Source organism: Leifsonia sp. EB41, from assembly GCF_041262565.1.
Taxonomy (GTDB): Bacteria; Actinomycetota; Actinomycetes; order Actinomycetales; family Microbacteriaceae; genus Leifsonia.
Window position 1 is genome coordinate 779,584 of sequence record NZ_JBGCCJ010000001.1, and the last position, 25,402, is coordinate 804,985.

General features: G+C 70.9%; 25 protein-coding genes and 1 pseudogene. 3 read left to right on the top strand and 23 right to left on the bottom strand.

The genetic code is table 11. The features are described from left to right. Positions 1-8 precede the first annotated feature (8 nt). Together ABH923_RS03780 and ABH923_RS03785 are read right to left on the bottom strand one after the other, a co-directional pair. Entirely contained in the window at positions 9-224 is a 216-nt protein-coding gene (locus ABH923_RS03780; RefSeq protein ID WP_370054044.1) for an SCO4848 family membrane protein, read from the bottom strand. Beyond that, positions 221-1,120 carry a LysR family transcriptional regulator gene (locus ABH923_RS03785; protein WP_370054045.1) on the bottom strand — a complete coding sequence of 300 codons (900 nt, stop codon included), beginning with the start codon at positions 1,118-1,120 and terminating at the stop codon, positions 221-223. Before ABH923_RS03785 ends, ABH923_RS03780 begins: the two co-directional genes overlap by 4 nt. Before the next feature lie 88 nt (positions 1,121-1,208). Between ABH923_RS03785 and ABH923_RS03790 the strand changes: the two genes are divergently transcribed. Beyond that, positions 1,209-2,468 (top strand): MFS transporter, encoded by a 1,260-nt coding sequence (locus tag ABH923_RS03790; protein WP_370054046.1) that lies wholly within the window; start codon positions 1,209-1,211, stop codon positions 2,466-2,468. Between the two features lie 85 nt (positions 2,469-2,553). Here the strand turns inward: ABH923_RS03790 and ABH923_RS03795 are convergent, their stop codons facing one another. The 6 genes from ABH923_RS03795 to ABH923_RS03820 form a co-directional block, all read right to left on the bottom strand. After that, entirely contained in the window at positions 2,554-3,345 is a 792-nt protein-coding gene (locus tag ABH923_RS03795; RefSeq protein ID WP_370057288.1) for an SseB family protein, read from the bottom strand. An 86-nt stretch (positions 3,346-3,431) separates the two neighbouring features. After that, a complete protein-coding gene (gene priA / locus ABH923_RS03800) occupies positions 3,432-4,178 on the bottom strand; it encodes a bifunctional 1-(5-phosphoribosyl)-5-((5-phosphoribosylamino)methylideneamino)imidazole-4-carboxamide isomerase/phosphoribosylanthranilate isomerase PriA (RefSeq protein WP_370054047.1) in 747 nt (248 codons plus the stop codon). Between the two features lie 59 nt (positions 4,179-4,237). Beyond that, a complete protein-coding gene (hisH, locus tag ABH923_RS03805) occupies positions 4,238-4,870 on the bottom strand; it encodes an imidazole glycerol phosphate synthase subunit HisH (RefSeq protein ID WP_370054048.1) in 633 nt (210 codons plus the stop codon). Next, positions 4,867-5,469: an imidazoleglycerol-phosphate dehydratase HisB gene (hisB, locus tag ABH923_RS03810; RefSeq protein ID WP_370054049.1), complete on the bottom strand. Its 603-nt coding sequence runs from the start codon at positions 5,467-5,469 to the stop codon at positions 4,867-4,869. Before hisB ends, hisH begins: the two co-directional genes overlap by 4 nt. Next, positions 5,466-6,590: a histidinol-phosphate transaminase gene (locus ABH923_RS03815; RefSeq protein WP_370054050.1), complete on the bottom strand. Its 1,125-nt coding sequence runs from the start codon at positions 6,588-6,590 to the stop codon at positions 5,466-5,468. Before ABH923_RS03815 ends, hisB begins: the two co-directional genes overlap by 4 nt. An 83-nt stretch (positions 6,591-6,673) precedes the next feature. Beyond that, on the bottom strand, positions 6,674-7,057 hold the full coding sequence (locus ABH923_RS03820) for a LysM peptidoglycan-binding domain-containing protein (RefSeq protein ID WP_370054051.1): 384 nt from the start codon (positions 7,055-7,057) through the stop codon (positions 6,674-6,676). A 235-nt stretch (positions 7,058-7,292) separates the two neighbouring features. Here ABH923_RS03820 and lexA point away from each other — a divergent pair, with 235 nt between their 5' ends. Continuing rightward, complete coding sequence (gene lexA / locus ABH923_RS03825; RefSeq protein WP_370054052.1) at positions 7,293-7,964, top strand: transcriptional repressor LexA; 672 nt, start codon at positions 7,293-7,295, stop codon at positions 7,962-7,964. A 65-nt stretch (positions 7,965-8,029) separates the two neighbouring features. Here the strand turns inward: lexA and ABH923_RS03830 are convergent, their stop codons facing one another. The 4 genes from ABH923_RS03830 to hflX form a co-directional block, all read right to left on the bottom strand. After that, complete coding sequence (locus tag ABH923_RS03830) at positions 8,030-8,371, bottom strand: metallopeptidase family protein (RefSeq protein WP_370054053.1); 342 nt, start codon at positions 8,369-8,371, stop codon at positions 8,030-8,032. A 114-nt stretch (positions 8,372-8,485) separates the two neighbouring features. Continuing rightward, positions 8,486-10,837, bottom strand: a complete 2,352-nt coding sequence (gene metE / locus ABH923_RS03835; protein WP_370054054.1) for a 5-methyltetrahydropteroyltriglutamate--homocysteine S-methyltransferase — start codon at positions 10,835-10,837, stop codon at positions 8,486-8,488. Further along, the gene (locus ABH923_RS03840) at positions 10,834-11,802 is read right to left on the bottom strand and encodes a methylenetetrahydrofolate reductase (protein ID WP_370054055.1); all 969 of its coding nucleotides are present in this window, start codon (positions 11,800-11,802) and stop codon (positions 10,834-10,836) included. Before ABH923_RS03840 ends, metE begins: the two co-directional genes overlap by 4 nt. Before the next feature lie 228 nt (positions 11,803-12,030). After that, complete coding sequence (gene hflX / locus ABH923_RS03845) at positions 12,031-13,578, bottom strand: GTPase HflX (RefSeq protein ID WP_370054056.1); 1,548 nt, start codon at positions 13,576-13,578, stop codon at positions 12,031-12,033. A gap of 89 nt (positions 13,579-13,667) precedes the next feature. On the opposite strand from hflX, the gene ABH923_RS03850 reads away from it, so the two are divergent. Then, on the top strand, positions 13,668-14,285 hold the full coding sequence (locus tag ABH923_RS03850) for a class I SAM-dependent methyltransferase (protein WP_370054057.1): 618 nt from the start codon (positions 13,668-13,670) through the stop codon (positions 14,283-14,285). A gap of 21 nt (positions 14,286-14,306) precedes the next feature. Here the strand turns inward: ABH923_RS03850 and dapF are convergent, their stop codons facing one another. From dapF to ABH923_RS03905, 11 genes and pseudogenes are all read right to left on the bottom strand, one after another. Continuing rightward, positions 14,307-15,185: a diaminopimelate epimerase gene (dapF, locus tag ABH923_RS03855; RefSeq protein ID WP_370054058.1), complete on the bottom strand. Its 879-nt coding sequence runs from the start codon at positions 15,183-15,185 to the stop codon at positions 14,307-14,309. A gap of 24 nt (positions 15,186-15,209) precedes the next feature. Beyond that, positions 15,210-16,151 carry a tRNA (adenosine(37)-N6)-dimethylallyltransferase MiaA gene (miaA, locus tag ABH923_RS03860; RefSeq protein WP_370057290.1) on the bottom strand — a complete coding sequence of 314 codons (942 nt, stop codon included), beginning with the start codon at positions 16,149-16,151 and terminating at the stop codon, positions 15,210-15,212. After that, complete coding sequence (miaB, locus tag ABH923_RS03865; protein WP_370054059.1) at positions 16,148-17,797, bottom strand: tRNA (N6-isopentenyl adenosine(37)-C2)-methylthiotransferase MiaB; 1,650 nt, start codon at positions 17,795-17,797, stop codon at positions 16,148-16,150. The genes miaA and miaB overlap by 4 nt, the downstream gene beginning before the upstream one ends. 64 nt (positions 17,798-17,861) lie before the next feature. Next, positions 17,862-18,629 (bottom strand): regulatory protein RecX, encoded by a 768-nt coding sequence (locus ABH923_RS03870; protein ID WP_370054060.1) that lies wholly within the window; start codon positions 18,627-18,629, stop codon positions 17,862-17,864. Between the two features lie 134 nt (positions 18,630-18,763). Beyond that, positions 18,764-19,843 (bottom strand): recombinase RecA, encoded by a 1,080-nt coding sequence (recA, locus tag ABH923_RS03875; protein WP_370054061.1) that lies wholly within the window; start codon positions 19,841-19,843, stop codon positions 18,764-18,766. 167 nt (positions 19,844-20,010) lie between these two features. After that, positions 20,011-20,235: a DUF3046 domain-containing protein gene (locus ABH923_RS03880; protein ID WP_370054062.1), complete on the bottom strand. Its 225-nt coding sequence runs from the start codon at positions 20,233-20,235 to the stop codon at positions 20,011-20,013. Positions 20,236-20,300: 65 nt separating this feature from the next. Beyond that, the gene (locus ABH923_RS03885) at positions 20,301-20,612 is read right to left on the bottom strand and encodes a helix-turn-helix transcriptional regulator (RefSeq protein ID WP_345834619.1); all 312 of its coding nucleotides are present in this window, start codon (positions 20,610-20,612) and stop codon (positions 20,301-20,303) included. A 184-nt stretch (positions 20,613-20,796) separates the two neighbouring features. After that, positions 20,797-21,315, bottom strand: coding sequence for a CinA family protein (locus tag ABH923_RS03890; protein ID WP_370054063.1), 519 nt, complete (start codon positions 21,313-21,315; stop codon positions 20,797-20,799). Further along, a complete protein-coding gene (gene pgsA / locus ABH923_RS03895; RefSeq protein ID WP_370054064.1) occupies positions 21,302-21,925 on the bottom strand; it encodes a CDP-diacylglycerol--glycerol-3-phosphate 3-phosphatidyltransferase in 624 nt (207 codons plus the stop codon). Before pgsA ends, ABH923_RS03890 begins: the two co-directional genes overlap by 14 nt. A 5-nt stretch (positions 21,926-21,930) precedes the next feature. Next, a pseudogene (locus ABH923_RS03900) lies at positions 21,931-24,745 on the bottom strand (DNA translocase FtsK 4TM domain-containing protein). 112 nt (positions 24,746-24,857) lie between these two features. After that, the gene (locus ABH923_RS03905) at positions 24,858-25,349 is read right to left on the bottom strand and encodes an N-acetyltransferase family protein (RefSeq protein ID WP_370054065.1); all 492 of its coding nucleotides are present in this window, start codon (positions 25,347-25,349) and stop codon (positions 24,858-24,860) included. Positions 25,350-25,402: the final 53 nt, after the last annotated feature.

A 25,402-nucleotide genomic window follows, 5' to 3' on the forward strand; every position in this document is an offset into this window, starting at 1 on the left:
CATCCGGCTCAGGCGACGAGCAACAGCACGCCCGCGACGGCCGACAGCAGCGCGAGCAGGAGCGCGACGCCGAGCAGGGCCGCGTGCACCCGGAGGAAGGCCGTCGCGCGGCCCGCGGCGTCCCTGGCGCGCTGGTCGGACCGGACCCGCGCGAAGAAGCGCGGCCAGGCGATCACGTTGAAGACGGCGTTGAGGAACAGGACGAGAGCGGCGAAGACGGTCATGGTCCCTCCAGCGTAGGCGGAACCGGCCGGCCGAACCGCTCGGCGATCAGCTCCAGCAGGGCGCGGGCGGCCGCTCCGGGGCGGGGATGCGCGATCACACTCAGCCGCCAGTCGACGCCGGGCGTCAACGGGCGCAACACCACGCCCGCCACCCGGTTGACCGTGAGCTCGGGGAGGGCGCCGACGCCGAGCCCCGCGGCCACGAACCGCGGGATCTCGCCCAGGTCGGAGACCTCCGTCGCGACCTCGCGGGTGAGCCCCGCCGCGGCGAGCGCTCGGTCGAGCGCGACCCGGTTGCCGAAGCCTTCGCGCGCGTCCACCCAGCGCTCGGCGGCCAGCTCGGCGAGCGGGACGGCGGCGCGGGCCGCGAGCGGATGTCCCTCGGGGAAGACCGCCACGAACGGCACGTCGGCGAGCGGCAGCACGACGGCGCCGGGCACCGGGTCGGGGAGGCCGTAGAAGGCGATGTCCAGCCGCCCCTGCCGGACGTCGTCCGCCAGTCCGGTGGAACCGCTCGGCGACGGTCCGAGCCGGAGGTCGACGCCCGGGTGCCTGCGCCGGAACTCGCCCATGATCCCGGGGAGGTCGATGGAGGTCAGGTTGGTGAAGATCCCGACGCGCACCACCCCGCGCAGCGGTCCGTCGCCCGCGGCGAGATCGCGCAGCCGCTCGATCGCCTGGAGGCCGACGCGCGCTTCGGCGAGCGCGGCCTCCCCCGCGCCGGTGAGCGCGACCCCGTGTGCGTCGCGCTCGAACAGCCGCGCGCCGAGCTCGCGCTCCAGGGCGGCCACCCCGGCCGAGACGGTCGACTGGGCGGCGAAGACGCGCGCCGCCGCGCGGGTGAAGTTGAGCTCTTCGGCGACGGCGACGAAGTACTCGAGCTGACGGGTGTCCATGCCGACCCTCCTTGCAATCGTTGCTTTCGATCACAAGTATCGATTGCTTTCGTTGGACACGATTGTACGGCGGACGGAGGATATCGGCATGTCGATGAAAGCCCCTGCCTCCCTCCCGACCCCTGCGCTGACCCACCCCGATGAGCGATCGGGTGCGCGTCCGTGGCGCCTCCGCCACGGGGCGGGCTTCTGGATCGTCGCCGCCGCGTTCCTCGCCGTCATGGCGTTCTCGACCGTCCCGACGCCCCTGTACGCGCTGTACCAGCAGCGGGACGGCTTCCCGACCTGGGTCGTCACGGTGATCTTCGCCGCGTACGCGGTCGGGGTGATCGCGAGCCTGTTCCTGATCGGGCACCTGAGCGACTGGGCAGGCCGGCGCCGGATGGTGCTGGTCGCGATCGCGTTGGAGATCGCGGCGGCGGCGCTGTTCCTGGTCTGGAACGACGTGAGCGGCCTCATCGTCGCCCGCCTGATCTCGGGGGTCGGCGTCGGGGCGCTCACCGCGAGCGCGACGGCCCACCTCGGCGAGCTGCGCTCGGTCGCCCGGCCGGACGAGGGTCCGCGCTTGGCGAGCACCGTCTCCACGGTCGTCAACACCGGCGGCCTGGCGCTCGGACCGCTGATCGGCGGCGTGTTCGCGCAGTTCCTTCCTGCGCCGCTGCTGCTGCCGTACGCCGTGTTCCTGGTGATCCTCGCCCTCGCGGCGCTGGCGGTCGCGCTGGTGCCGGAGACCGTCGAGCGTGCGGAGGAGCGCCCAGCGTACCGGCCGCAGCGCATCTCGCTGCCGGCGGAGTCGCGCGGAACGTTCTCGGCCGCAGCCGTCGCGGCCTTCGCGGGCTTCGCGGTCTTCGGCCTGTTCACGTCGCTCGCGCCGAGCGTGCTCGCCGGCACCTTCCATGTCGCGTCGCACCTGGTGGCCGGGCTGGTGCCGTTCTCGGTGTTCGCGGCGTCCGCGGTCTCGCAGATCGTGTTCGCCCCGGTGCGGTCGCGCACGGCGCTGATCGTGGCCGTGGTGCTCGTCGCGATCGGGCTCGCGGGGTTGGCGGTCGGTGTGCTGGGCGACTCGCTAACGGTGTTCCTGATCGCGGGCGTGCTGGCCGGCGCCGGTGTCGGCCTGCTGTTCCGGGCGGCCATCCTCGTCGCCGGCTCGCTCGCGACGCCCGAACGTCGCGGTGAGGTGCTGTCGGCGATCTTCCTCGTCGCCTACATCGGACTGGCGCTGCCTGTGCTCCTGGTCGGCGTGGCCCTCATCCTGTGGCCGCTCGTCCCCGTGCTCGTCGCCTTCGTCGCGATCATCGCCGTCCTCGCGGTCGTCGCCGCCCTCCGCATGCTCCCCACCGCTCGCTGATCTCGCCTCCACCCCCTCGCCGAGAAGGCGCAAAATCGGGAGAAAACCGCCGAGGCGGCAGAGAATTCGCCTTCTCGGTTGCGGGTCAGGAGGCGGCGGTGAGCTGCACGCGGAGCGAGTCGACTCGCGTCGCGATCGCGTCGTCCGCGGCCCAGCGCTGGGCGAGCCGGGACAGGATGGCGTTCAACTCCTCGGCGGTCAGGCCAGCGGTGAGCATGAGCCGCACCACCAGCTCGTCGCCGGCGAGCCGGTAACCCGGGTCGCCCGCCACCAGCTCCACGTCGAGCACCCCGAGCTCTGACCCGATCGACGCCCGGAACGCCGCCAGCACGACGGGGTCGCGGTCGCTCGGCAGCCACGCGTGTCCTTGCGCGAGCGCCCAGACCGCCGGGCGCCGCAGCACGAACTCGGTCTCGGAGGTGGGGTCGAGCACCAGGAGCTCGGTCTCTTCCGAGGCAGCAGCGAGCGCGGCGCGCGGACCGGCCGCCGGGACCGGTCGCGCGGCCGGGTTCCACGCCTGCATCGCCGTCACAGACGAGAACACGGGGAGCGCGCGGCGACCGTCGGGCGCTGCGACGGTGACGATGGACAGCTCCTGCGTCTTGTCGATCGCGAGTCCGGCGTCGCTCACGCCCTCCTCCCCCAGCTCGGCGACGAGCGGGATGAGCACGCGCACCGCGCGCACGGCGTCCACGACGGCCTCGGCGCCGACCTCACCCGCACGGAACGCGGCGATGGCGCCGAGCAGCTCCGGAGGCGCCGACCCGTCGTCGTCGCCGAAGGGGTTCTCGTCGAACTCGCGGCCCTCCCACGCCTGGCCCGCGGAGTCTCCGGTCGAGGCGGTGAAGCCGGCGAGCGTCGCCGCGAACCCGGCCAGCCGATCGGCGCCGGTCGAGGAGGGACCGGGCGGCGTCGAGCCGGGCGCCGCCTCCCGGCGGTCGCCCCTCGGCCGCGTCCCCCGGCTCAGTCGCCGGCGACATCCAGCGCCTCGGGCAGGGTGAACGCCCCGGAGTAGAGAGCCTTGCCGACGATCGCGCCCTCCAGGCCCAGCGGCACCAGCGCGCGCAGCGCGGCGATGTCGTCGAGGCTGGAGATGCCGCCCGAGGCCACCACCGGGCGCTCGGTGCGCTCCATCACCTGGCGCAGCAGGTCGATGTTCGGGCCCTTGAGGGTGCCGTCCTTGGTCACGTCCGTCACGACGTACCGTGCGCACCCGGCGTCCTCCAGCCGCGCCAGCACGTCCCAGAGGTCGCCGCCGTCGCGCGTCCAGCCGCGCGCCGCCAGCGTCGTCCCGCGCACGTCCAGGCCGACTGCGATCGCCTCGCCGTACCGGCCGATCACGTTCGCCGCCCACTCGGGGTTCTCCAGCGCCGCCGTGCCGAGGTTGACCCGGGTCGCGCCGATCGACAGCGCGTGCTCCAGCGACGCGTCGTCGCGGATGCCGCCGGAGAGCTCGATGTTGACGCCCTTGGTCTGGTGGATGACCTTCTTGAGGAGGTCGCGGTTGTCTCCCCGGCCGAACGCTGCGTCCAAGTCCACCAGGTGGATCCATTCGGCGCCGGCGTCCACCCATTCGGCGGCCGCGTCGACCGGGTCGCCGTAGCTGGTCTCGCTGCCGGCCTCGCCCTGCGTCAGCCGCACCGCCTTGCCGTCGGCGACGTCGACGGCGGGCAGCAGGACCAGCTTGGGCGTGTTCGTGAGTTCGCTCATGTCGTGTGTTTCCTCTGTCGGGGTCGTTCGGGTCCGCATCGCGGACGTCGGGATCGTCGCTAGAGCGAGCCGATCCAGTTGCGCAGGAGGTGCAGCCCCGCCTCGCCGGACTTCTCCGGGTGGAACTGGGTCGCACTGAGCGGCCCGTTCTCCACCGCGGCGATGAACCGCGAGCCGTGCTCGGCCCAGGTCACCCTCGGCTGCGCGAACGGCCCGGTGGCCTCCAGGGTCCACTCCTGCGCGGCGTACGAGTGGACGAAGTAGAAGCGCTCGTCGCGGATGCCGTCGAACAGCACGGAGTCCTCCGGCGCCTCCACGGTGTTCCAGCCCATGTGCGGGACGACGTCGGCGCGGAGCAGGTCGACCGTTCCCGGCCACTCGCCGAGCCCTTCTGCCTCAGTGCCGTGCTCGACGCTGTGCTCGAACAGCACCTGCATGCCGACGCAGATGCCGATCACTGGCCGGCCGCCCGCGAGCCTGCGGTCGATGACCTCGTCGCCGTGCGAGCGGCGCAGCGCCTCCGCGACCGCGGCGAACGCCCCGACGCCGGGGACGAACAGGCCGTCGGCCTCCTGCGCGCGGCGGCGGTTGCCGGTGAGCTCGACGTTCGCCCCTGCGGCCTCCAGCGCCTTGACCGCGGAGTGGACGTTGCCCGTCCCGTAGTCGAAGACGACGACGTCGGGTGCGCTCACAGCGCGCCCTTGGTCGACGGGATGCCGGACACCAGCGGGTCGAGCGCCTTCGCCTGCCGGAACGCGCGCGCGAACGCCTTGAACTCGGCTTCCGCGATGTGGTGCGGGTCCCGTCCGCCGACCACCGTGACGTGCACGGTCAGCCCGGCGTTGAACGCGATCGCCTCGAACACGTGCCGCACCATCGACCCGGTGAAGTGCCCGCCGATCAGGTGGAACTCGAACCCCGCCGGCTCGCCGCCGTGCACCAGGTAGGGGCGTCCGGAGATGTCGACGACGGCCTGCACGAGCGCCTCGTCGAGCGGGACGAGGGCGTCGCCGTAACGGGAGATGCCCGCCTTGTCGCCGAGTGCCTTCTTGATGGCCTGGCCGAGGACGATGGCGACGTCCTCCACGGTGTGGTGCACGTCGATGTCGGTGTCGCCGCTCGCCCGCACCGTCAGGTCGGTGAGCGAGTGCTTGGCGAACGCGGTCAGCAGGTGGTCGTAGAACGGGACCGACGTGTGGATGTCGGACGCCCCGGTGCCGTCGAGGTCGAGGCTGAGCTCGATGCTCGACTCGCTGGTCGCGCGCTGAAGCTGGGCGGTCCGATTCGTCATGACTGCGAGCTTACCGACTGGGCGGAGGCCGCCACCGATCCGGACGGGCGGCCGAGGGAGCGCAGCGCCTCCAGGAACGCGGTCGTCTCGGTCTCGGTGCCCGCGGTGACCCGGAGGTGGTTCGGGATGCCGACGTCGCGGATGAGCACGCCGCGCTCCAGCAGCGCCTCAAATACCGCGTGCGGGTCGTCCACGCCGCCGAACAGCACGAAGTTGCTGCCGCTGCGGTGCGGGAGGTAGCCGAGCTCGGCCAACTCCGCCACGAGCCGGTCGCGCTGTCCGCGGATCTCGCCGACCATCGCGAGCATCTCGTCCGCGTGCGCGAGCGCCCCGAGGGCGGCGGCCTGCGTGAGCGCGGACAGGTGGTACGGCAGCCGCACCAGCCGCAGCGCGTCGACCACCGCGGGATCGGCGGCCAGGTAGCCGACCCGCGCCCCCGCGAACGCGAAGGCCTTGCTCATCGTGCGCGAGATGAGCAGCCGCTCCCGGCCCGGGAGCAGCGTGAGTGCCGACGGCTCGCCGTCCGGCATGAACTCGGCGTACGCCTCGTCCACGATCACGATGCCGCGCGCCGCGGTGTAGACGGCCTCGATCGTCTCGAGCGAGAGCGGTGTGCCCGTCGGGTTGTTCGGCGAGCAGAGGATGACGATGTCCGGATCGTGCTCCCGCACGGCGGCCGCCGCCGTCTCCGGCGACAGCTCGAAGTCGGCATCGCGCCCCGCCGCGATCCAGCTCGTCCCGGTCCCGGAGGCCAGCAGCGGATACATGGAGTACGTGGGGGCGAACCCGAGGAGGCTGCGCCCCGGCCCGCCGAACGCCTGAAGGATGTGCTGCAGCACCTCATTGGACCCGTTCGCGGCCCAGACCTGCTCGCCCGCGAGCCCGTGTCCGAGGTAGCGGGCGAACGCCTCCCGCAGCTCCGTGAACTCGCGGTCGGGGTAGCGGTTCACCCCCGTCACCGCGACGGCGACCCGCGCGACGATGTCGGCCGCGACGTCCTCCGGAACCGGATGCGTGTTCTCGTTCACGTTCAACGCGACGGGCACGACCTTCTGCGGCGCCCCGTACGGGGTGCGACCGCGCAGGTCATCACGGATCGGAAGATCGGAGAGGGAGGTCACCCCTCAATGGTAGCCAGCACCACTGAACGCTTCTGCCGTGTGACGCTCCGCTGCGCCCCGACTCGGCCGCAGCGCCACCGCCCCTACTTGGCGTCGTACTGCGTCGGGATGGCCAGCTGCTGTCCCGGGGTCACGACCGCCGACGACAGCCCGTTGAGGTTCACCAGGTCGGCGATCACATCACGCGGGTCCGCGTTCGGCGCGATCCGCGACGCCACCGACCACAGCGAGTCCCCCGACTGCACCGTCACGTAGTGGAAGGTCACGTGCGTCTGCTCCCCCATGGCCGCCGCACCTCCTCCGTTGAGCGCGAACACCATCGCCCCGATCACGATCGGCAGCGCGACGAGCATCGTCAGCACGACCCGTCCGCGCCGCGTGAGCCGCAGCCGAACACGTCCGGCAGCCTGCGCGCCGCTCGCGCCGACGTTGTTCATCCCAACGTTGTGCATAACCACTGCGCTCATGTCGTGACCTCCAAAGGCTTCGGTCGAAGCTCTGTTCCGAATATATCTTCGAATGTTCGAGACCGCAATCCTCGTCCGGCCGAAAAAACTGGCATGTATTTCGAGACACACTCGAACACATGTTTGTCGGGCAGCCGTACTGTGGATACAGTTTCGATTGTCTGGATGTAAGACAACCAGGCACCACCGACATTCGGTTCCCCCGGGTGACGGCGACGGTCACGAAGGGACGAGCGTGTCGAACGAGAACCAGGCTCCGCGCACGCGGCGCCGCAAGAACCTCAGCGAGAAGCAGCTCGCCATCCTCGACGTGATCCAGCGGTCCGTGAGCACGCGGGGCTACCCGCCGAGCATGCGCGAGATCGGCGACGCCGTCGGCCTGTCCAGCCTCTCGTCCGTCACCCACCAGCTCAATCAGCTCGAGCTGAGCGGCTACCTTCGCCGTGACCCGAACCGGCCGCGCGCGCTGGAGATCCTCATCGACGTCCCGTCGGCCGCCGCACCCGATTTCGAGAACCAGACCCCGGTCGGCGACGCCGCGATGGTCCCGCTGGTCGGCCGCATCGCCGCCGGCGTCCCGATCACCGCCGAGCAGCAGGTGGAGGAGGTCTTCCCGCTCCCGCGCCAGCTCGTGGGCAACGGCGAGCTCTTCATGCTCAAGGTGGTCGGCGAGTCCATGATCGACGCCGCCATCTGCGACGGCGACTGGGTGGTCGTCCGCACCCAGAACACGGCGGAGAACGGCGACATCGTCGCGGCCATGCTCGACGAGGAGGCCACCGTCAAGGTGTTCCGCCAGCGCGACGGCCACACCTGGCTGCTCCCCCGCAACTCGAACTTCGAGCCGATCCTGGGGGACTACTCGACCATCCTCGGCAAAGTCGTCGCCGTGCTCCGCGCCGTCTGACCCGATCTACCTGACACGACACGCCGTCTCGGCCCGCGCTGAGGCGGCGTGTCCTGTCAGTTGGATCACGCCCAGCCGAGCTCCTGGAGGCGGGCGTCGTCCAGGCCGAAGTAGTGGCCGATCTCGTGCACGAGCGTGATCCGCACGCGGGCGCGCAGTTGCTCGACGGTCTCGCAGCTCGCCTCGAGGTTGTTGCGGAACAGCGTGATCCGGTCCGGCAGCTCACCGAACCCGTAGACCCCGCGCCGCGTCAGCGGATGCCCGGTGTACAGCCCGTACAGCCGCGGCCGCGCACCGGGCGGCTGGTCCTGGATGATGATCGCCACGTTCTCCAGCGGCCGCACCATGTCATCCGGCAGGCTGTCGTACACATCGTCCACCAGCGCATCGAACTCGTCGTCGGCCATTTTCACCGTAAGCTCCGTCGGACCATGCGCTCATCATCCCCGAACGGGCGGAGGCCGCGCTCCCCCGTCCGCGCACAGCGGAACGGGACAGCGCGGCCTCGCCGGCAGGACGGATCAGGCCGTGACGCCGACCCGCTCCCGCACGTCGCGGGTCGCCGCGAGGATGTTGCGCAGCGACGCCACCGTCTCGTCGTACCCGCGGGTCTTGAGCCCGCAGTCCGGGTTCACCCAGAGCTGACGGCCCGGGATGGCGCTGAGCGCCGTCTCCAGCAGCTCGGTCACCTCGGCGACCGACGGCACGCGCGGCGAGTGGATGTCGTAGACGCCCGGGCCGATGCCGTGCTCGAAGCCGGAGCGCTGGATGTCGTGGACGACCTCCATGCGGCTGCGCGCCGCCTCGATGCTGGTCACGTCCGCGTCCAGGTTGCGGATCGCGTCGATTACCACGCCGAACTCCGAGTAGCAGAGGTGCGTGTGGATCTGCGTCGCGTCCGCCACCCCGGAGGTCGCGAGCCGGAACGAGCCCACCGACCAGTCCAGGTACGCGGCCTGGTCGGCGCGCTTGAGCGGCAGCAGCTCACGCAGCGCCGGCTCGTCCACCTGCACGACGCGGATGCCCGCGGCCTCCAGGTCGGCGATCTCGTCGCGGAGGGCAAGGGCGACCTGCCGCGCGGTCTCGCCGAGCGGCTGGTCGTCGCGCACGAACGACCAGGCGAGGATCGTGACCGGGCCGGTCAGCATGCCCTTGACCGGCTTCTCGGTCAGCGTCTGGGTGTACGTCGACCAGTCCACCGTGATCGGCTTCGGCCGGGACACGTCGCCCCAGAGGATCGACGGGCGCGTGCAGCGCGAACCGTACGACTGCACCCAGCCGTTGCGGGTCACCGCGAACCCGTCCAGGTTCTCGGCGAAGTACTGCACCATGTCGTTGCGCTCCGGCTCGCCGTGCACGATCACGTCGAGGCCGATCTCCTCCTGGAGGTCGACGACGCGCTTGATCTCCGCCTGCATGCGGCCGAGGTACTCCGCCTCGTCGATGACGCCGGCGACCAGCTGGGCGCGCGAGCGGCGGATGTCCGCGGTCTGCGGGAAGGACCCGATCGTGGTCGTCGGCAGGAACGGCAGGTGCAGCGCCTCGTCCTGCGCCGCCTGACGCGCGCCGTACTCGCCGCGGCGGAAGTCCGCCCGGGTCAGCGCGGCCTCCCGCGAGCGCACGGCATCGACCCGCACGCCCGGGGCGGAGGCACGGTCCGCGAGCGCCGCGGTCGCCGCGGTGAGCTCGTCCTGCACAGCCTCATGGCCGTCCACGATGCCGCGCGCCAGCACGGCGACCTGTCCGACCTTCTGGTCCGCGAACGCGAGCCAGGTCTTCAGGCGCGCGTCGAGGTCCGGCTCGTCGTCCACGTCGTGCGGGACGTGCTGCAGGGAGGTGGAGGTCGACACCGCGACGTCGGGGCTCAGCGAGAGCAGCTCGGTCAGCGTCCCGAAGGCCGCCTCCAGGTCGCCGCGCCAGATGTTGTGGCCGTCGATCACACCGCCGACGATGGTCTTGCCCGCGAGCGCGGTGCGGGTGGCGGCGTCGAGCCCGGCCGGGACGCTGCCCCTCACCAGGTCGAGGGAGATCGCCTCGACGGGCGAACCGGCGAGCACGGGGAGGGCGTCGTCCAGGCTGCCGTAGGGAGCCGCGACGAAGATCGCTGGGCGCTCGGCCGCGCCGCCCAGCTCGGCGTAGGCGACACGGACAGCGTCCAGCACCTCGGTGCGCGGCTCGTCGATGCTCTCGGAGACGAGCGCAGGCTCGTCGAGCTGCACCCACGGCGCGCCCGCCGCGGCCAGGCGGGCCAGCAGCTCGCGGTAGACCGGCAGCAGGTCGCCGAGCCGCGACAGCGGCCGGAAGCCCTCCGGCGCCTCGTCGCTAGCCTTGCTCAGCAGCAGGAAGGTGACCGGGCCGACGATCACCGGGCGGGTGACGTACCCGGCGGCGCGGGCCTCCTCGAACTCCCGGACGATGCGGTCGGACGCGAGCCGGAAGGCCGTCTCGGGACCGAGCTCGGGCACGAGGTAGTGGTAGTTGGAGTCGAACCACTTGGTCATCTCCAGCGGGGCCTTGTCGCCCTCGCCGCGGGCGATGGTGAAGTAGCCGGCCAGGTCGACAGAGCCGTCCGCCGCGGCGAGCCCGGCGAACCGGGACGGGATGGCGCCGACGGTCACAGCGGCGTCGAGCACCTGGTCGTAGAAGCTGAAGCTCTCCGGGATCGCGGCGTCGTCGCGGCCGAGCCCGAGCGCGGCGAGCCGCTCCCGGGTGGTGGCGCGCAGCGCGGCGGCCGTGGCCTCCAGCTCCTCGGCGGTGGTCTGCCCGGCCCAGAACGCCTCGACGGCCTTCTTGAGCTCACGGCGCCGGCCGATGCGCGGGTAGCCGATGATGGTGCCCACCGGGAAGGCGGAACGGGTGGTGGTGTCGGTCATGCGGGGTCGCCTGCTTTCTGCGAGGGGGTGGAGGTGGTCGATGTGGCCGGGTCCAGCAGCCCGACCCTCTCGAGGACCGAGAGGACGGCGGAGTGCTGGTTGAACGTGTAGAGGTGGATGCCGGGGGCGCCGCCGTCGAGCAGCCGCTGCGCCAGGCGCGCCGTCCACTCGATGCCGAGCTCGCGGCGGCCCTCGTCGTCCGGCTCGACCTCGAGCTGGATGGCGAGGTCGCTCGGGAGGTCCTCGCCGCTGAGCTCCAGCATCCGCGCGAGCCGCGCGGGCGAGGTGACCGGCATGATGCCGGGGAGGATGGGGAAGGCCACGCCGGCCTCCTTCGCCCGCTGCGCGAACGAGAGGTAGTCCTCGGCGTGGAAGAAGAGCTGCGTGATCCCGAGATTCGCGCCGGCCGCCTGCTTGGCGAGCAGGGCGTCGATGTCCTGCGACACGGACCGGGACGGGTGCCCGTGCGGGAACGCCGCGACCGCGATCTGCACGTGCTCGCGCTGCGAGAGCACGGCCTGCGCTCGCAGCCCCGGCACGGGGAGCGCGTCGTACGGGACGCGCTCGGCCTGCACCCGGTGAATGAGCTGCACGAGTTCCGCGGAGCTCTTGATATCGCCCAGGCCGTCGTCCCCGGGCTCGAGGCCCGCGGGCGGGTCGCCGCGCACCGCCAGGAAGCGCCGGATGCCGGCGTCCAGGAACTCGCGGATCAGCCGGTTCGCCTCGGTGTGCGTCGACCCGACGCAGGTCAGGTGCGCCATCGGGCTGACATCGGTCTGCTCCAGGATGTAGCGGAGCACCTCCAGCGACGACGACCGGGAAGAGCCGTTGGCCCCGTAGGTCACCGAGATGAAGTCGGGACCGGCGGCGGCGAGGCGGTCGATCGTCGCGGGCAGCGCGGCTGCGGCGCGTTCATTGCGCGGCGGGTACAGTTCGAATGAGAACCGCGCGTCGGTACAGTCCATGATTCCTCGGGTGTCGATCAGCGTCACAGGCGGCCTCCTCCGGTCGACGTCGGAACGTCGATATGGAGGGGGCGGGCGGGTGCCGGGCTCGGCTGTCGCACCACGTCAGCGGTCGCCCGCTTCGGTTGTGTAGGCACAGTAACAACGACGGAGGCCGGGCGGAACCCGCTGCGTCATCTGGCGACACAGTGGTTCCGCCCGGCCTCTTCTGCCGGCTTCTCGCCCGCTCTAGACGGCGAACGGCTCGAACACGGACTGGTACTCGGGCATGATCCGCGCCCGCACGCGCGTGCCGTCCTCCACGTACTCGGTGGAGAGCACGCGGCCGCGCTCGTGCAGCGCAGAGATGAGGTCGCCGCGGTCGTACGGGACGACGAGCTCCACCTCGACGGACGGGTCCGGCAGCAGGCGCGCGATCGCGGCGAGCACCTCGTCGATGCCCTCACCGGTCCGGGCGGACGCGAAGATCGCGCCCGGCTCCAGGCCGCGCAGCACGAGCCGGTCGTCGGCCGGGATGAGGTCGGCCTTGTTGAACACCACGATCTCCGGGATGTCCCTGGCGCCGACCTCTCCGATCACGTCCCGGACGGTCGCGAGCTGCGACGCCGGGTCGGGGTGCGAGCCGTCGACCACGTGCAGGATGACGTCGGAGTCGGCGACCTCCTCCAGCGTCGAGCGGAACGCCTCCACGAGCTGGTGCGGCAGGTTGCGCACGAAGCCGACCGTGTCGGCCAGCGTGTACAGCCGGCCGTCGGCGGTCACCGAGCGGCGCACGGTCGCGTCCAGCGTCGCGAACAGGGCGTTCTCGACGAGCACGCCCGCTTTGGTCACCCGGTTCAGGAGGCTGGACTTGCCCGCGTTCGTGTACCCGGCGATCGCGACGGAGGGCACCGAGTTGCGGTTGCGGTTCGCGCGCTTCGCCTCGCGCGCGGGCTTGAACCCGGCGATCTGCTTGCGCAGCTTCGCCATCCGCGAGTGGATGCGGCGCCGGTCGAGCTCGATCTTCGTCTCGCCCGGTCCGCGCGAGCCCATGCCGGCACCCGCGCCGCCCACCTGGCCACCGGCCTGGCGGGACATCGACTCGCCCCAGCCGCGCAGGCGCGGGAGCAGGTATTCGAGCTGCGCGAGCTCGACCTGCGCCTTGCCCTCGCGACTCTTGGCGTGCTGGCTGAAGATGTCGAGGATGACGGCCGTGCGGTCGATCACCTTCACCTTCACCACGTCCTCCAGCGCACGCCGCTGGCTGGGCGCGAGCTCCGTGTCGGCGATGACGGTGTCCGCGCCGAGCGCCCGGACGACCCCGGCCAGCTCCTCCGCCTTGCCGCGGCCGAGGTACGTGCTGGGGTCGGGATGCGGCCGCCGCTGGAGGAGGCCGTCGAGCACCGCGGCGCCCGCGGTCTCGGCGAGGGCGGCGAGCTCGCGCAGCGAGTTCTCCGCGTCCTGCAACGAGCCCTGCGAGTACACGCCGATGAGCACGACGTTCTCCAGCCGCAGCTGCCGATACTCGACCTCCGTGACGTCCTCGAGCTCGGTCGAGAGCCCGGCGACACGGCGGAGCGCCGCACGCTCCTCGCGCTCGTACTGCTCGCCGTCGTGGCCGTCGCCGTCGGTGTCGTTGGACTGGAGCGCCTGCGCTCCGGAGCCGAACAGCGTCACGGTGGCGCGGTTCTGCTGGGTGGCGAGCACGCGCGCGACGACGTCGTCGACGGTGTGTTCTGCGGTCTGCTCTGCGGTCGCTTCCGCGGTCTGCTCTTCGAAATCTGTTCGTTCGGTCATTCACTGTCCCCTGATCCAGGTGGGGTACACCCTAGTCGGTCTGTTCTGCCGTGTTTGTCTGAAGGTCCGCGTCCTGTACGGTCCTCTATATGGCCAGCGGAGATCACTACTTCTCACCCGCTCCCGAGAGCGAATTGAACCTGCGGCCGTTCACCGCACGCCTGGCGGGCCAGACGTACGAACTGGTGACGGCGAACGGGATCTTCAGCCCCGAGCGCATCGACATGGGTACGCGAGTGCTCCTCGACCATGTCCCCTCCGCGCCGCCCGGCGGTCAGTTCCTCGACCTCGGCTGCGGCTGGGGACCTCTGGCTCTCACACTTGCTCTCGAATCCCCTCATGCGACCGTCTGGGCGGTCGACGTCAACACCCGAGCACTGGACGTGGTGCGCCGGAATGCGCAGAAGCTCGGTCTCACCAATGTAAACCCCGTGACGCCGGACGATGTTCCCGAGTCGCTGGAATTCACGACGATCTGGTCCAATCCGCCCATCCGGGTCGGCAAGAACGAGCTCCACGACATCCTGGAGCGCTGGCTGCCGCGACTGGAGCCGGGGTCGGACGCGTGGCTGGTCGTGCAGCGCAACCTCGGCAGCGACTCGCTGCAGCGCTGGATCCAGGCGACCATGCCCGAGCTGACGACGACCCGCGCCGCCATCTCCAAGGGCTACCGCGTCCTCCGCACGCGGCGCGCGGCGGAGGCCTGAGCGCGCCTCAGCCACCGCAGCTCAGGCGAGTTCGAGGGTGCCCGTGTAGACCAGCTCGGCCGGGCCGGAGAGCGCGACGTGCTCGCCGTCCTCGGTCGGGAACATGCGCACGCCCACGGTGCCGCCCGGCACCTCCACGCGCCACTGGTCGGGAGCACCGGAGCCGGCCCAGTGCCGCACGGCCAGCGCCGCCGCGGCCGCACCCGTGCCGCAGGAGAGTGTCTCGCCGCTCCCGCGCTCGTGCACGCGCATGCGGATGCGGCCCACGCCGTCGCGCACCAGCGGGTCCTGCGGAACGACGAACTCGACGTTCGCGCCGTCCTCGGGCTCCGGCTCGATGTGCGGGATGTAGGTGAGGTCGGCGGCCTCCAGCTCGGACTCGTCGGCGACCGCGACGACCACGTGCGGATTGCCCATGTCGATGCCGAGACCGGGGCGCGCGACCGGCAGCTCCTTGGCGCGCACCAGCGGTTCGCCGCCGTCGAGGCTCCACCGGCCGAGGTCGACCTGGAACCCGGTCAGGTTGCGCTGCACATCGCGCACACCGGAGCGGGTGCCGATCGAGAGGGTGTCTCCGTCGGCGAGCTCGGCGAGCCCGGACGCCAGCAGGTAGCGCACGTACACGCGGATGCCGTTGCCGCACATCTCGGCGACGGACCCGTCGGCGTTGTAGTAGTCCATGAACCACTCGGCGCCGTCGTCCTCCGCCAGCGCCTCTGCGCCCTCCGGCAGGTGCGTGGATCGGACCGCGCGGATCACGCCGTCGGCGCCGATCCCGAAGTGCCGGTCGCAGATCGCGGCGATCTGCTGCGGCGTCAGCGGCTGTCGCCCGTCCGGGTCGGAATAGAGCACGAAGTCGTTGCCGGTCCCCTGACCCTTGGTGAAGTGGAGCGTCGCCATCGCTCCAGCCTATCGGGCGCCGGCTCAGCGAGTGCCGAGCGCGTCCAGGGCGGTGGCCGTCAGGTCCGGATCGTCGTAGCCGAGCCAGTGGATGCCGGCGTAGCGCTTGAACCAGCTCACCTGCCTGCGCGCGTACCGTCGGGTGAGCTGCTGCGTGGCCGCGACGGCCTCGGCACGGGTCAGCTCGCCCTTCACCTCCGCGAGCGCCTGGGCGTACCCGATCGCGCGGCGGGCGGTCACCCCGTCCTCCAGGCCGAGCGGGATCAGCCGCCGCACCTCATCGGTGAGCCCCTCGTGCCACATCCGCTCGACGCGCGCGTCGAGCCGGAGGACGAGCTCCTCGCGCGGCGCCGCAAGCCCGAGCACGACGGTCGGCCGCCAGTACTGCGGCTCGTCCGGGAGGGCGCCGCTGACGGACTGCCCGGTGAGCTCGGCGACCTCCAGCGCGCGGACGATCCTCCGCCCGTTGGACGACCCGATGCGCTGCGCCGCTTCCGGGTCGACCTCCACCAGCCGACGGAACAGTATCCCCGGCCCCTGCGCCGCGAGCTCCTCCTCCAGCCGTGCCCGGAGCTCCGGGTCGGTGCCGGGGAACCGGAAGTCGAAGATCACGCTGGACACGTACAGCCCGGACCCGCCGACGAGGATGGGCGTCGCCCCGCGCCCGAGGATCTCCTCGACCACCCGCCGCGCCTCCGGCTGGTAGCGCGCGACGGTCGCCTCCTCCGTCACGTCGAGGACGTCGAACAGGTGGTGCGGCACGCCGCGCCACTCGGCCTGCGGAAGCTTCGCCGTGCCGATGTCCATGCCGCGGTAGAACTGCATCGCGTCCGCGTTGACGACCTCGGCGGCGCGGCCGTGCGCGCGCAGGGCCTCCGCGAGTGCGAGCGAGAGCTCGGTCTTGCCGGTGCCGGTGGCGCCGACGATGGCGATGATGCCGGCCGGGGCCTCGGCGTCGCCGCTCAGCGCTGGCCGTCCGACGGGTCGTAGATCGGCATGGTGCCGACACCCGGCGAGGTCAGCGGGTCGCGCGGGCGCAGCGCGGGCAGGCCGAGCGACACCCGGCCGGCCGTCTGCGCTCCGTCGCCGTGGGACGGCACCGCGCACGACTCGGCCTCCGCACGGTCCCACGCGTCGCCCGCGCGGGTGCGGCGGATGGCGAGGGGCGCGCCGTCGACGCTGTCCGCGATCAGGTAGTGCGGCGCCGCCTGCGTGATCCTCACTGTGACCACGTCGCCGGGACGCGGGCCGTCGGAGCCGTCCGGCAGCTCGAAGTGGACGAGGCGGCTGTCGCGCGCCCGGCCGCTCAGGCGGTGCGTGTCGGCGTCCTTGCGGCCCTCCCCGTTGGCCACCAGCAGCTCGACCTCGCGCCCGATCAGGCGCTCGTTCTCCTCCAGGGAGATGCGCTCCTGGAGGGCGATCAGGCGCTCGTAGCGCTCCTGCACGATCTCCTTCGGCACCTGGTCGGCCATGTCGGCCGCCGGGGTGCCCGGGCGGATGGAGTACTGGAACGTGAAGGCGGACGCGAAACGGGCCTGCTCGACGACGCGCATCGTCTCCAGGAAGTCCTCCTCGGTCTCACCGGGGAAGCCGACGATGATGTCGGTGCTGATCGCCGCGTCCGGCAGCTTGGCGCGCACGCGGTCGAGGATGCCGAGGAACTTCTCCGACCGGTACGAGCGGCGCATCGACTTGAGGATGCGGTCCGAGCCGGACTGCAGCGGCATGTGGAGCTGCGGCATGACGTTCGGCGTCTCCGCCATCGCGTCGATGACGTCGTCCGTGAACGCGGCCGGGTGCGGGCTGGTGAAGCGGATGCGCTCCAGGCCCTCGATCTCCCCCGCCGCGCGCAGCAGCTTGCTGAACGCCTGGCGGTCGCCGAACTCGACGCCGTAGGAGTTGACGTTCTGGCCGAGCAGCGTGACCTCGATGGCGCCGTCCTCGACCAGCGTGCCGATCTCGGCGAGGATGTCGCCGGGACGACGGTCCTTCTCCTTGCCGCGCAACGACGGCACGATGCAGAAAGTGCAGGTGTTGTTGCAGCCGACCGAGATCGACACCCAGCCCGAGTAGGACGAGTCGCGTTTGGTGGGCAGCGTGGACGGGAAGGTCTCGAGGGACTCCAGGATCTCGATCTCCGCCGCGTCGTTGTGCCGCGCGCGCTCGAGCAGGCCGGGCAGCGAGCCCATGTTGTGCGTGCCGAAGACGACGTCGACCCAGGGCGCCTTCTCGAGGATGACGTTCTTGTCCTTCTGGGCGAGGCAGCCGCCGACCGCGATCTGCATGCCCGCGTGGCGGCGCTTGACCCCGGCGAGGTGGCCGAGGTTGCCGTAGAGCTTGTTGTCGGCGTTCTCGCGCACCGCGCAGGTGTTGATCACGACGATGTCCGCCTCGGCGCCGTCCGCCGGGACGTAGCCGGCGGCCTCCAGCGAGCCGCTGAGCCGCTCGGAGTCGTGCACGTTCATCTGGCAGCCGAACGTGCGCACCTCGTACGTCCGCGGACGCCCGTCCTCGGTGAGCGCGGCCGGCGACGGCTCGAAGACGCGGGAGTGTTCGGCGGTGCTCGACTCTGTGGTGCTCGGCTCGGCGCTGATCGACTCGATGGTGCTCATGATGCGTACGATTCTACGTTCGACCGGGACCGGAATCGAACGACCGCCCGGCCCCCGTTCGCGCCTACTGGAATCGCACTCCGCCGCGACGCCCACGCGTGGCGAACGCCGCGTCCATCGCCTGCCGGACCACCGAGGAGTCGTAGCCCTTGCGCGCGAGGAACGCGTGCAGCCGCCGACGCGCGGTCTCGTCGTCGTACGACGAGAGCTGCCCGATTCGTTTGACGGCCAGCTCGGTCGCCCGCTCCACCTCGTCCTCGTCCGCGATGTCGGCGAGCGCCTCCTCGATCAGCTCGGGAGCGATGTGCCGCCGCTTCAGGTCCAGCTCGATCGCCGACCTCCCGAGCCCTTTCCGGCTGTGCTGCGTGAACGCCAGCGACGCCGCGAGCGATGCGTCGTCGATCACGCCCATCGCGGCGAGCCGATCGAGCTCCGGACCGAACACTTCCGGAGCGATCTCACGTTTGGTCAGGAGCTGCTCCAGCTCCCACCGCGACATCCCCCGCCGCGCAAGCTGCCGGATCGTGACCCCCGACGCCTGCCGTGCCAGCCGCTCGGTCTCCTCGTCGTCCGCGGACGCCATGCCGGTTTCGGGCGAAGCGCTCGGGTCGGGCGAAGAGGTGGCATCCACCGCCGTGGAACGTCGCACCGGCTCACCCGCCCACGTGTTGTTCCACCGCTCGGACGCTTCATCCGAACCCGCAGCCGCAGCCTCCTGCGCTCCCGGAAGCTCCGCCACCGGCCGCACCACCCCCGGCTCACCCGAGCGCTCACGCTTCGAGCTCGCCGACCCCGACTTCGCCGCACGACGCAACGGCGTCACTGGAGCCACGTGGTCAGCCCCGTCGCCCCCGGTACCCGACGCTTCGGAAGGAAATCTCACGACCACGACGGCCCCTCCACATTCTTCTCCCGCTGACGTCAGTGCTGCTCGCTGTCGATGCCCGGCTCACGCCGAGCCCGCGATCACGCCCCCTTGCGAGCCTGCAGCTTCTTCTCCAGCGAGTCCACGTTGTCCGCTTCCGCCGGCGCCGCGACCGCATTCGGGTCCGCGACGATGCCGAGCTTGATCAGGATCTTCTTCTCGATCTCGGCGGCGATGTCGGGGTTCGCGATGAGGAAGTTGCGCGCGTTCTCCTTGCCCTGGCCGAGCTGGTCGCCCTCGTACGTGTACCAGGCGCCGGACTTCTTGACGATCGCGTGCTCGACACCGAAGTCGATCAGGCTGCCCTCGCGCGAGATGCCCACGCCGTAGAGGATGTCGAACTCGGCCTGCTTGAAGGGCGGCGCCATCTTGTTCTTCACGACCTTGACGCGGGTGCGGTTGCCGACCGCCTCGGTGCCGTCCTTCAGGGTCTCGATGCGGCGGATGTCGAGTCGCACCGACGCGTAGAACTTGAGCGCCTTACCACCGGCGGTGGTCTCGGGGCTTCCGAAGAATACTCCGATCTTCTCGCGCAGCTGATTGATGAAGATCATCGTGGTATTGGTCTGGTTGAGCCCACCCGTGAGCTTGCGGAGCGCCTGCGACATGAGGCGCGCCTGGAGACCGACGTGGGAGTCACCCATCTCGCCCTCGATCTCGGCGCGGGGCACGAGCGCGGCCACGGAGTCGATGACGATGAGGTCGATGGAGCCGGAGCGCACGAGCATGTCGGCGATCTCGAGCGCCTGCTCACCGGTGTCGGGCTGTGACACGAGGAGGGCGTCGATGTCGACGCCGAGCTTGCGGGCGTACTCCGGGTCGAGCGCGTGCTCGGCGTCGATGAAGGCCGCGATGCCGCCGGCCCGCTGGGCGTTGGCGATGGCGTGCAGCGTCAGCGTGGTCTTACCGGAGGACTCCGGACCGTAGATCTCGACGATGCGGCCGCGGGGCAGACCCCCGATGCCGAGGGCCACGTCGAGTGCGATCGACCCGGTGGGGACGACCTCGACGGGGGCGCGCTCGTCGCTGCCCAGTCGCATGACCGAGCCCTTGCCGAACTGACGGTCGATCTGGGCGAGCGCGGTCTCGAGCGCCTTCTCGCGGTCTGCGGGTGATGGCATTGCGGTTCTCCTTCGTGGGCTTCGCTGACGAGTTCGACTGTATGGCCGACCGCCGACACTCCGGGTGTCGGCCGATGGATCCGTGGACAACTCGTTTTCGATTGCTGCCTGTGCAGGAGTCTACCCAGTTCCGAACATATCTTCGAGCGACTCGCCCCGGCGTGTCGCTAGCGTTTCGGGGCCGGCTTGCCTGCGCCGTACCAGTGCGACTGCGGCACACCGGTCTCGCGGCACAGTGCGAACCAGACCTCGCGCGCCGGGGTGCCGGCGTTCAACGCATCCTGGGCGGTGCGTCCGCCGAGCTCGCCGAGCACCAGGTCGGTCAGCAGCGCCTGCCCGTATCCCGAGCCGAACTCGTCGGTGACGGCGCGCTGGAACTCGCTCAACTTCATGGGTTCACCTTAAACGAGGGGCGCCCCGCATCGTGCGGGGCGCCCTTTCGGAATGTCGTGGATGTTCAGCGGGAGACGAGGTTCGCGTCCATGGCGGAGACGAAGTCGTCGGGGATGGTGTCGGGGATGACCGGCTCGAGGCCTTCGAGCACCGCGATGCGGTCGCCGACCTCGCGCATGATGACGGAGACCGGAGTCTCCAGAGCGTCGGCCACGGAGGCGAGGATCTCGCTCGAGGCCTCCTTCTGACCGCGCTCGACCTCGCTGAGGTAGCCGAGGGCGACACTCGCCTTGCTCGCGACCTGGCGGAGGGTGCGGCCCTTCTGCAGGCGGAAGTCCCTGAGCACGTCGCCGATTTCCTGACGTACAAGAATCATTTCGGAGCCTCCTTCTTCTACCCTGCCGACGTATCGAATTGGATGCCAACTGTACCGCATCCATGTCAGTCACGATATCCGCGACGACTGGGCTTTCGTTGTGAATGCAAGGAGGTGTAACCGAACGGAAACACCAGCTATTCCCTGGGCTGCAGCCGAATCCGGAAGCACCCCCGAAGGGGTGTCAGCCCTCCACGATCCCGAGCTCCACGGCCAGTTCGCGCACCGCCCGCGAGACGGTCTGCGAGCGGATCGACTGCCTGTCCCCCGCGAGCCTCAGCTCGACGGAGCGCACTCCCGCCGCCGACGCGACACCGATGAAGACCGTGCCCACCGCCCGGCCGCCCTGCGGGTCGGGGCCGGCCACACCGGTCGTCGAGAGGCCGAGGTCGGCCGGCCGCCCGTCGATGGCGAGCCGCTCCCGCACCCCGGCCGCGAGCTGGCGCGCGACCTCGGGGTCGACGGGCCCCTCCCGCAGCAGGAGGTCGGCCTCCACCCCGAGCAGCGTGTGCTTGAGCTCGGTCGCGTAGACGACGGCCGCGCCGAGCACGACCGCCGAGGCGCCGGGGACGCGGGTCAGCTCGGCCGCCAGGCCGCCCCCGGTCAGCGACTCCGCGACGGCGATCGTCTGGCGGCGCTCGATGAGCGTGCGCACCACCCGGAAGGTGAGGTCGGCGTCGGCGACGTCGTCAGGCCCCCGCACGCTTGGCCCTCCGGCCGCGGTAGGCCTGCCAGAGATAGTCGAAGCCGGTCACGACAGTGAGGATCACGGCGGCGGTCATCAGGATGCCGTTCACCCAGAAGATCCAGTCGCCGAAGATCGTCCACAGCGGGAACAGCGCGAACGAGATGGCCACCGACTGCACGATGGTCTTGATCTTTCCGCCGCGGGACGCCGCGATGACGCCCTGGCGGATGACGACGAACCGATAGACCGTGATCCCGATCTCGCGCACCAGGATGACGATGGTGACCCACCAGGGCAGCTCGCCGAGGATCGAGAGGGACACCAGCGCGCCGCCGGTCAGCACCTTGTCGGCGATCGGGTCGAGCAGCTTGCCGAGGTCGGTGACCAGGTTGTTGCGTCGCGCGATGGCGCCGTCCACGCCGTCGGTGGCGATGGCGAGCACGAACAGCACCGCCGCCGTCCAGCGCAGCGGGCCGTCGTGGCCGGCGTCGGCGAGCAGCATCCAGATGAACACCGGCGCGAGGAGGATGCGCACCACCGTGATCAGGTTGGGCACGTTCCAGTTGCTCGCACGGTTCGTGCTGCCGTCCGCCGCGGCAGGCGGAGGCGCGTCAGGAACCGACATGCGATCTACTCCCTGTCGGTCAGCTGCCAGGCGTCCTCGTCCGAGTCGCCGTCCACCTCAGGATAGCCCTCGGTCATCGCAGCGACGGGATCGACCCCGTAGCGGTCGCCGTCGTCGTGGACGCCGGCGGTCGGCTGCGGGGCAGGCTGTCCGGCCGGCGCAGGCGCGGCGGCGGGACGCGACGGCGGCTCCTCCCCGCGCAGGCGTGCCAGCACCTGCGGGAGCTGCTCCGCTGTCGCCAGCACGTCACGGGCCTTCGAGCCCTCGGACGGCCCGACGATCTCGCGGGACTCCAGGAGGTCCATGAGCCGGCCTGCCTTGGCGAAGCCGACCCGCAGCTTGCGCTGCAGCATCGACGTCGAGCCGAACTGCGACGAGACGATGAGCTCGGCGGCCGCGAGCAGCAGCTCCAGGTCGTCGCCGATGTCCGAGTCGATCTGCTTCTTCTCGGCCCCGACCGTGACGTCCTGCCGGTACTCCGGCCGGGCCTGGCGGGTGACGTGCTCCACGACCTTCTGGATCTCGTCCTCGTTCACCCACGCGCCCTGCACGCGCAGCGCCTTGGAGGCGCCCATCGGCAGGAACAGTGCGTCGCCCTGGCCGATGAGCTTGTCGGCGCCCGGCTGGTCGAGGATGACGCGCGAGTCGGTGACGCTGGTCACGGCGAACGCGAGGCGGGACGGGACGTTGGCCTTGATGAGACCGGTGACGACGTCCACCGACGGGCGCTGCGTCGCGAGCACCAGGTGGATGCCGGACGCGCGCGCGAGCTGGGTGATGCGGACGATGGAGTCCTCGACGTCGCGCGGGGCGACCATCATCAGGTCGGCGAGCTCGTCGACGACCACGAGGAGGTACGGGTAGGGCTTGAGCTTGCGCTCGCTGCCCTCCGGCAGCACGATCTCGTTGTTGACGACCGCCTTGTTGAAGTCGTCGATGTGCCGGAAGCCGAAGCTCGCCAGGTCGTCGTACCGCATGTCCATCTCTTTGACGACCCACTGCAGGGCCTCCGCGGCCTTCTTGGGGTTCGTGATGATGGGCGTGATGAGGTGCGGGACGCCGCCGTAGATGGTGAGCTCGACGCGCTTCGGGTCGATGAGCACCATGCGAACCTCCGACGGCTTCGCGCGCATCAGGAGGCTGGTGATCATCGAGTTGACGAAGCTCGACTTTCCGGAGCCGGTCGAGCCGGCCACCAGGAGGTGCGGCATCTTCGCGAGGTTCGCGACCACGAACCCGCCGCCGACGTCCTTGCCGACACCGATGGTCATCGGGTGCACGCTCTTGGCGGCAGCCGGGGAGCGCAGGATGTCGCCGAGCGAGACGATCTCGCGGTCGCTGTTCGGGATCTCGATGCCGATGGCGGACTTGCCGGGGATGGGCGAGAGGATGCGGACCTCGTTGCTCGCGACCGCGTAGGAGAGGTTCTTGCTGAGCGCCGTGACGCGCTCCACCTTGACGCCGGGGCCGAGCTCGATCTCGTACTTGCGTGACTGTCGGGCCGCGGGAGTACCCGGTCACCTTGGCGTCGACGCCGAACTGGGTCAGCACCTCCGTGATCGCGGCGACGATCTCCTCGTTCGCGCTGGAGCGGGTCTTCGCGGGCGTGCCCGCCGCGAGCATGGAGGCCGAAGGAAGGTTGTAGGGCGCGGTCGGCTGTGCGACCCCCTCGTCGACCGCGACGGTCTCGTCGAAGTCGTCGGCGCCGGCCTGGAATCCGGGCAGCACCGCGGGAGCGGTCGGCACGAGCGGAGCAGCGGCCGCGGTCGGCGGCAGCTCGCCGGTGAAGCGCTGCAGCACGGTCTCGGCGTTGGCGAGCTCGCTGAGCACATCGGTGTTGTAGTGGTCGCTCGCCGGGTCGGGCTCCAGCGCGGAGGCGAACTCGCCCTTGCCGCGCGCGGGGGCGCCAAACACCTCGGTGAGGTCGGCAGGGGCCTCGTAGTCCGGGTCCTCCTCGCGCTGGGACTTGTTGCGCCGCCACCAGGGCAACGCGGTCTCGCCCTCCGGCTCGTCCAGGCCGTCGAGCTCGACCTGCTCCGTGCGCTGGTTCTTTCGCTCGTCCTTGGCCTCCTGGCGCTCCTCCTCCGTGGGGAGCTGCGCGCCGAACAGGTAGGCGTACAGCTCGCGGATGCGCGCGGGCAGCTTGTTGGGCGGCGTCTTGGTGATGATGAAGAGGCTCAGGATCAGCAGCAGGATGATGACCGCGGCGGCCCCGTACGGCGTGATCAGCCAGGAGAGCGGGGCGGCGATGAGCCAGCCGAGCATCCCGCCGGCCTGCGCCAGCGCGGCGACGCCGTCGGTGGGCGTCGGGTGGTGGCTGAACAGGTGGCAGAGGCCGGAGATCATCAGCAGCAGGATGCCGAGGCCGATCCCGATGCGCGTGTTGTCGTGCACGGAGCTGGGATGCCGGAACAGCCAGGCGGCGAAGACCACCATGATCACCGGGAGGGCGAACGAGACGCGGCCGAAGAGGAGGCCGAAGGTCCACGAGTCGAGCGTGCGGGCGACCTGGTCGTTGATCAGGAACCATTCGACGACGACCCCGGCGACGGCGAGCAGCACGAGGAAGAACGGGAAGCCGTCGCGGCGCTCCTCCTTGCTCAGCTTCTCCGGCCCGAGCGCGCGGAACGCGCCGCCGGTGAGGTGCGCCAGGCCCATCCAGGCGCGGACGAGCGGACTCGGCGCGTCGTCAGCTGCCGGGTACGCGACGGTCTTCTGGTTCTGCGTCTTCGTCGGGGTCTTGGCGGCCGTCTTGCGCGCCGTCGAGCCGCCGCGACCGGACCCCCGGGCGGACGAAGTCGACTTGGTGCTCGTAGCCATAGGTTCAACGCTACTTCGGACCCCCGGCAGGGGGACGGATCACGCGCTGATATCGGGGAAAATCGGCGGCGACGGGCGGGCTGTGAGGGACAGGCTGTGCGGGACGGGCCGCTCAGCGCACCGCGCGCATCATCGTGTCGGCCGTCGCGCGCGACTGGACCGTCACATACCCCTCGCTCACGTAGAGCCGCTGGGCGAAGTTCGCGCGCTCGACGCTGAGGCTCAACCGGTTCGCGCCCGAGGCGGCGGCCTGCCTGCCCAGCTCCTGGAGCAGAGCACGGCCGACGCCCTGCGCGCGCCACTGCGCGTTGACGCCGAGAGTCAGCTCCGGGACGCCGACGGCGACGAAGCCCTTGCCCGGCGCGTCGGCCGGGAACAGCCGTGCCCAGCAGGCTCCCACAGCGGCGCCGTGGGCGTCTTCCGCGACGCAGCCGAAGTCCCCCGGCCGCTTCCAGCCGGCGACATAGCGCAGGACGGCCGGGTCCTCCAGAACCGCGACGCGCGGACGTGCGCGCGAGACGTTCCAGTTCGCGGCCTCCACGAGCATGTCCGAGAGGACGCGCGCATCCTCGCGGTTCGCCGGGCGGATCCGGAACCCTGTCATGGCTGAACGCTACTCGCCGGCGTGTTTCGTGCGGGTTACAGGAGCGACTGGCC

What these genes read in the sequence shown, in the direction of transcription:
- ABH923_RS03780 (WP_370054044.1), bottom strand. Translation starts at nt 224, where the DNA reads ATGACCGTCTTCGCCGCTCTCGTCCTGTTCCTCAACGCCGTCTTCAAC.
- ABH923_RS03785 (WP_370054045.1), bottom strand. Translation starts at nt 1,120, where the DNA reads ATGGACACCCGTCAGCTCGAGTACTTCGTCGCCGTCGCCGAAGAGCTC.
- ABH923_RS03790 (WP_370054046.1), top strand. Translation starts at nt 1,209, where the DNA reads ATGTCGATGAAAGCCCCTGCCTCCCTCCCGACCCCTGCGCTGACCCAC.
- priA (WP_370054047.1), bottom strand. Translation starts at nt 4,178, where the DNA reads ATGAGCGAACTCACGAACACGCCCAAGCTGGTCCTGCTGCCCGCCGTC.
- hisB (WP_370054049.1), bottom strand. Translation starts at nt 5,469, where the DNA reads ATGACGAATCGGACCGCCCAGCTTCAGCGCGCGACCAGCGAGTCGAGC.
- ABH923_RS03820 (WP_370054051.1), bottom strand. Translation starts at nt 7,057, where the DNA reads ATGAGCGCAGTGGTTATGCACAACGTTGGGATGAACAACGTCGGCGCG.
- ABH923_RS03830 (WP_370054053.1), bottom strand. Translation starts at nt 8,371, where the DNA reads ATGGCCGACGACGAGTTCGATGCGCTGGTGGACGATGTGTACGACAGC.
- metE (WP_370054054.1), bottom strand. Translation starts at nt 10,837, where the DNA reads ATGACCGACACCACCACCCGTTCCGCCTTCCCGGTGGGCACCATCATC.
- ABH923_RS03840 (WP_370054055.1), bottom strand. Translation starts at nt 11,802, where the DNA reads ATGGACTGTACCGACGCGCGGTTCTCATTCGAACTGTACCCGCCGCGC.
- hflX (WP_370054056.1), bottom strand. Translation starts at nt 13,578, where the DNA reads ATGACCGAACGAACAGATTTCGAAGAGCAGACCGCGGAAGCGACCGCA.
- ABH923_RS03850 (WP_370054057.1), top strand. Translation starts at nt 13,668, where the DNA reads ATGGCCAGCGGAGATCACTACTTCTCACCCGCTCCCGAGAGCGAATTG.
- dapF (WP_370054058.1), bottom strand. Translation starts at nt 15,185, where the DNA reads ATGGCGACGCTCCACTTCACCAAGGGTCAGGGGACCGGCAACGACTTC.
- miaB (WP_370054059.1), bottom strand. Translation starts at nt 17,797, where the DNA reads ATGAGCACCATCGAGTCGATCAGCGCCGAGCCGAGCACCACAGAGTCG.
- recA (WP_370054061.1), bottom strand. Translation starts at nt 19,843, where the DNA reads ATGCCATCACCCGCAGACCGCGAGAAGGCGCTCGAGACCGCGCTCGCC.
- ABH923_RS03880 (WP_370054062.1), bottom strand. Translation starts at nt 20,235, where the DNA reads ATGAAGTTGAGCGAGTTCCAGCGCGCCGTCACCGACGAGTTCGGCTCG.
- ABH923_RS03885 (WP_345834619.1), bottom strand. Translation starts at nt 20,612, where the DNA reads ATGATTCTTGTACGTCAGGAAATCGGCGACGTGCTCAGGGACTTCCGC.
- pgsA (WP_370054064.1), bottom strand. Translation starts at nt 21,925, where the DNA reads ATGTCGGTTCCTGACGCGCCTCCGCCTGCCGCGGCGGACGGCAGCACG.
- ABH923_RS03905 (WP_370054065.1), bottom strand. Translation starts at nt 25,349, where the DNA reads ATGACAGGGTTCCGGATCCGCCCGGCGAACCGCGAGGATGCGCGCGTC.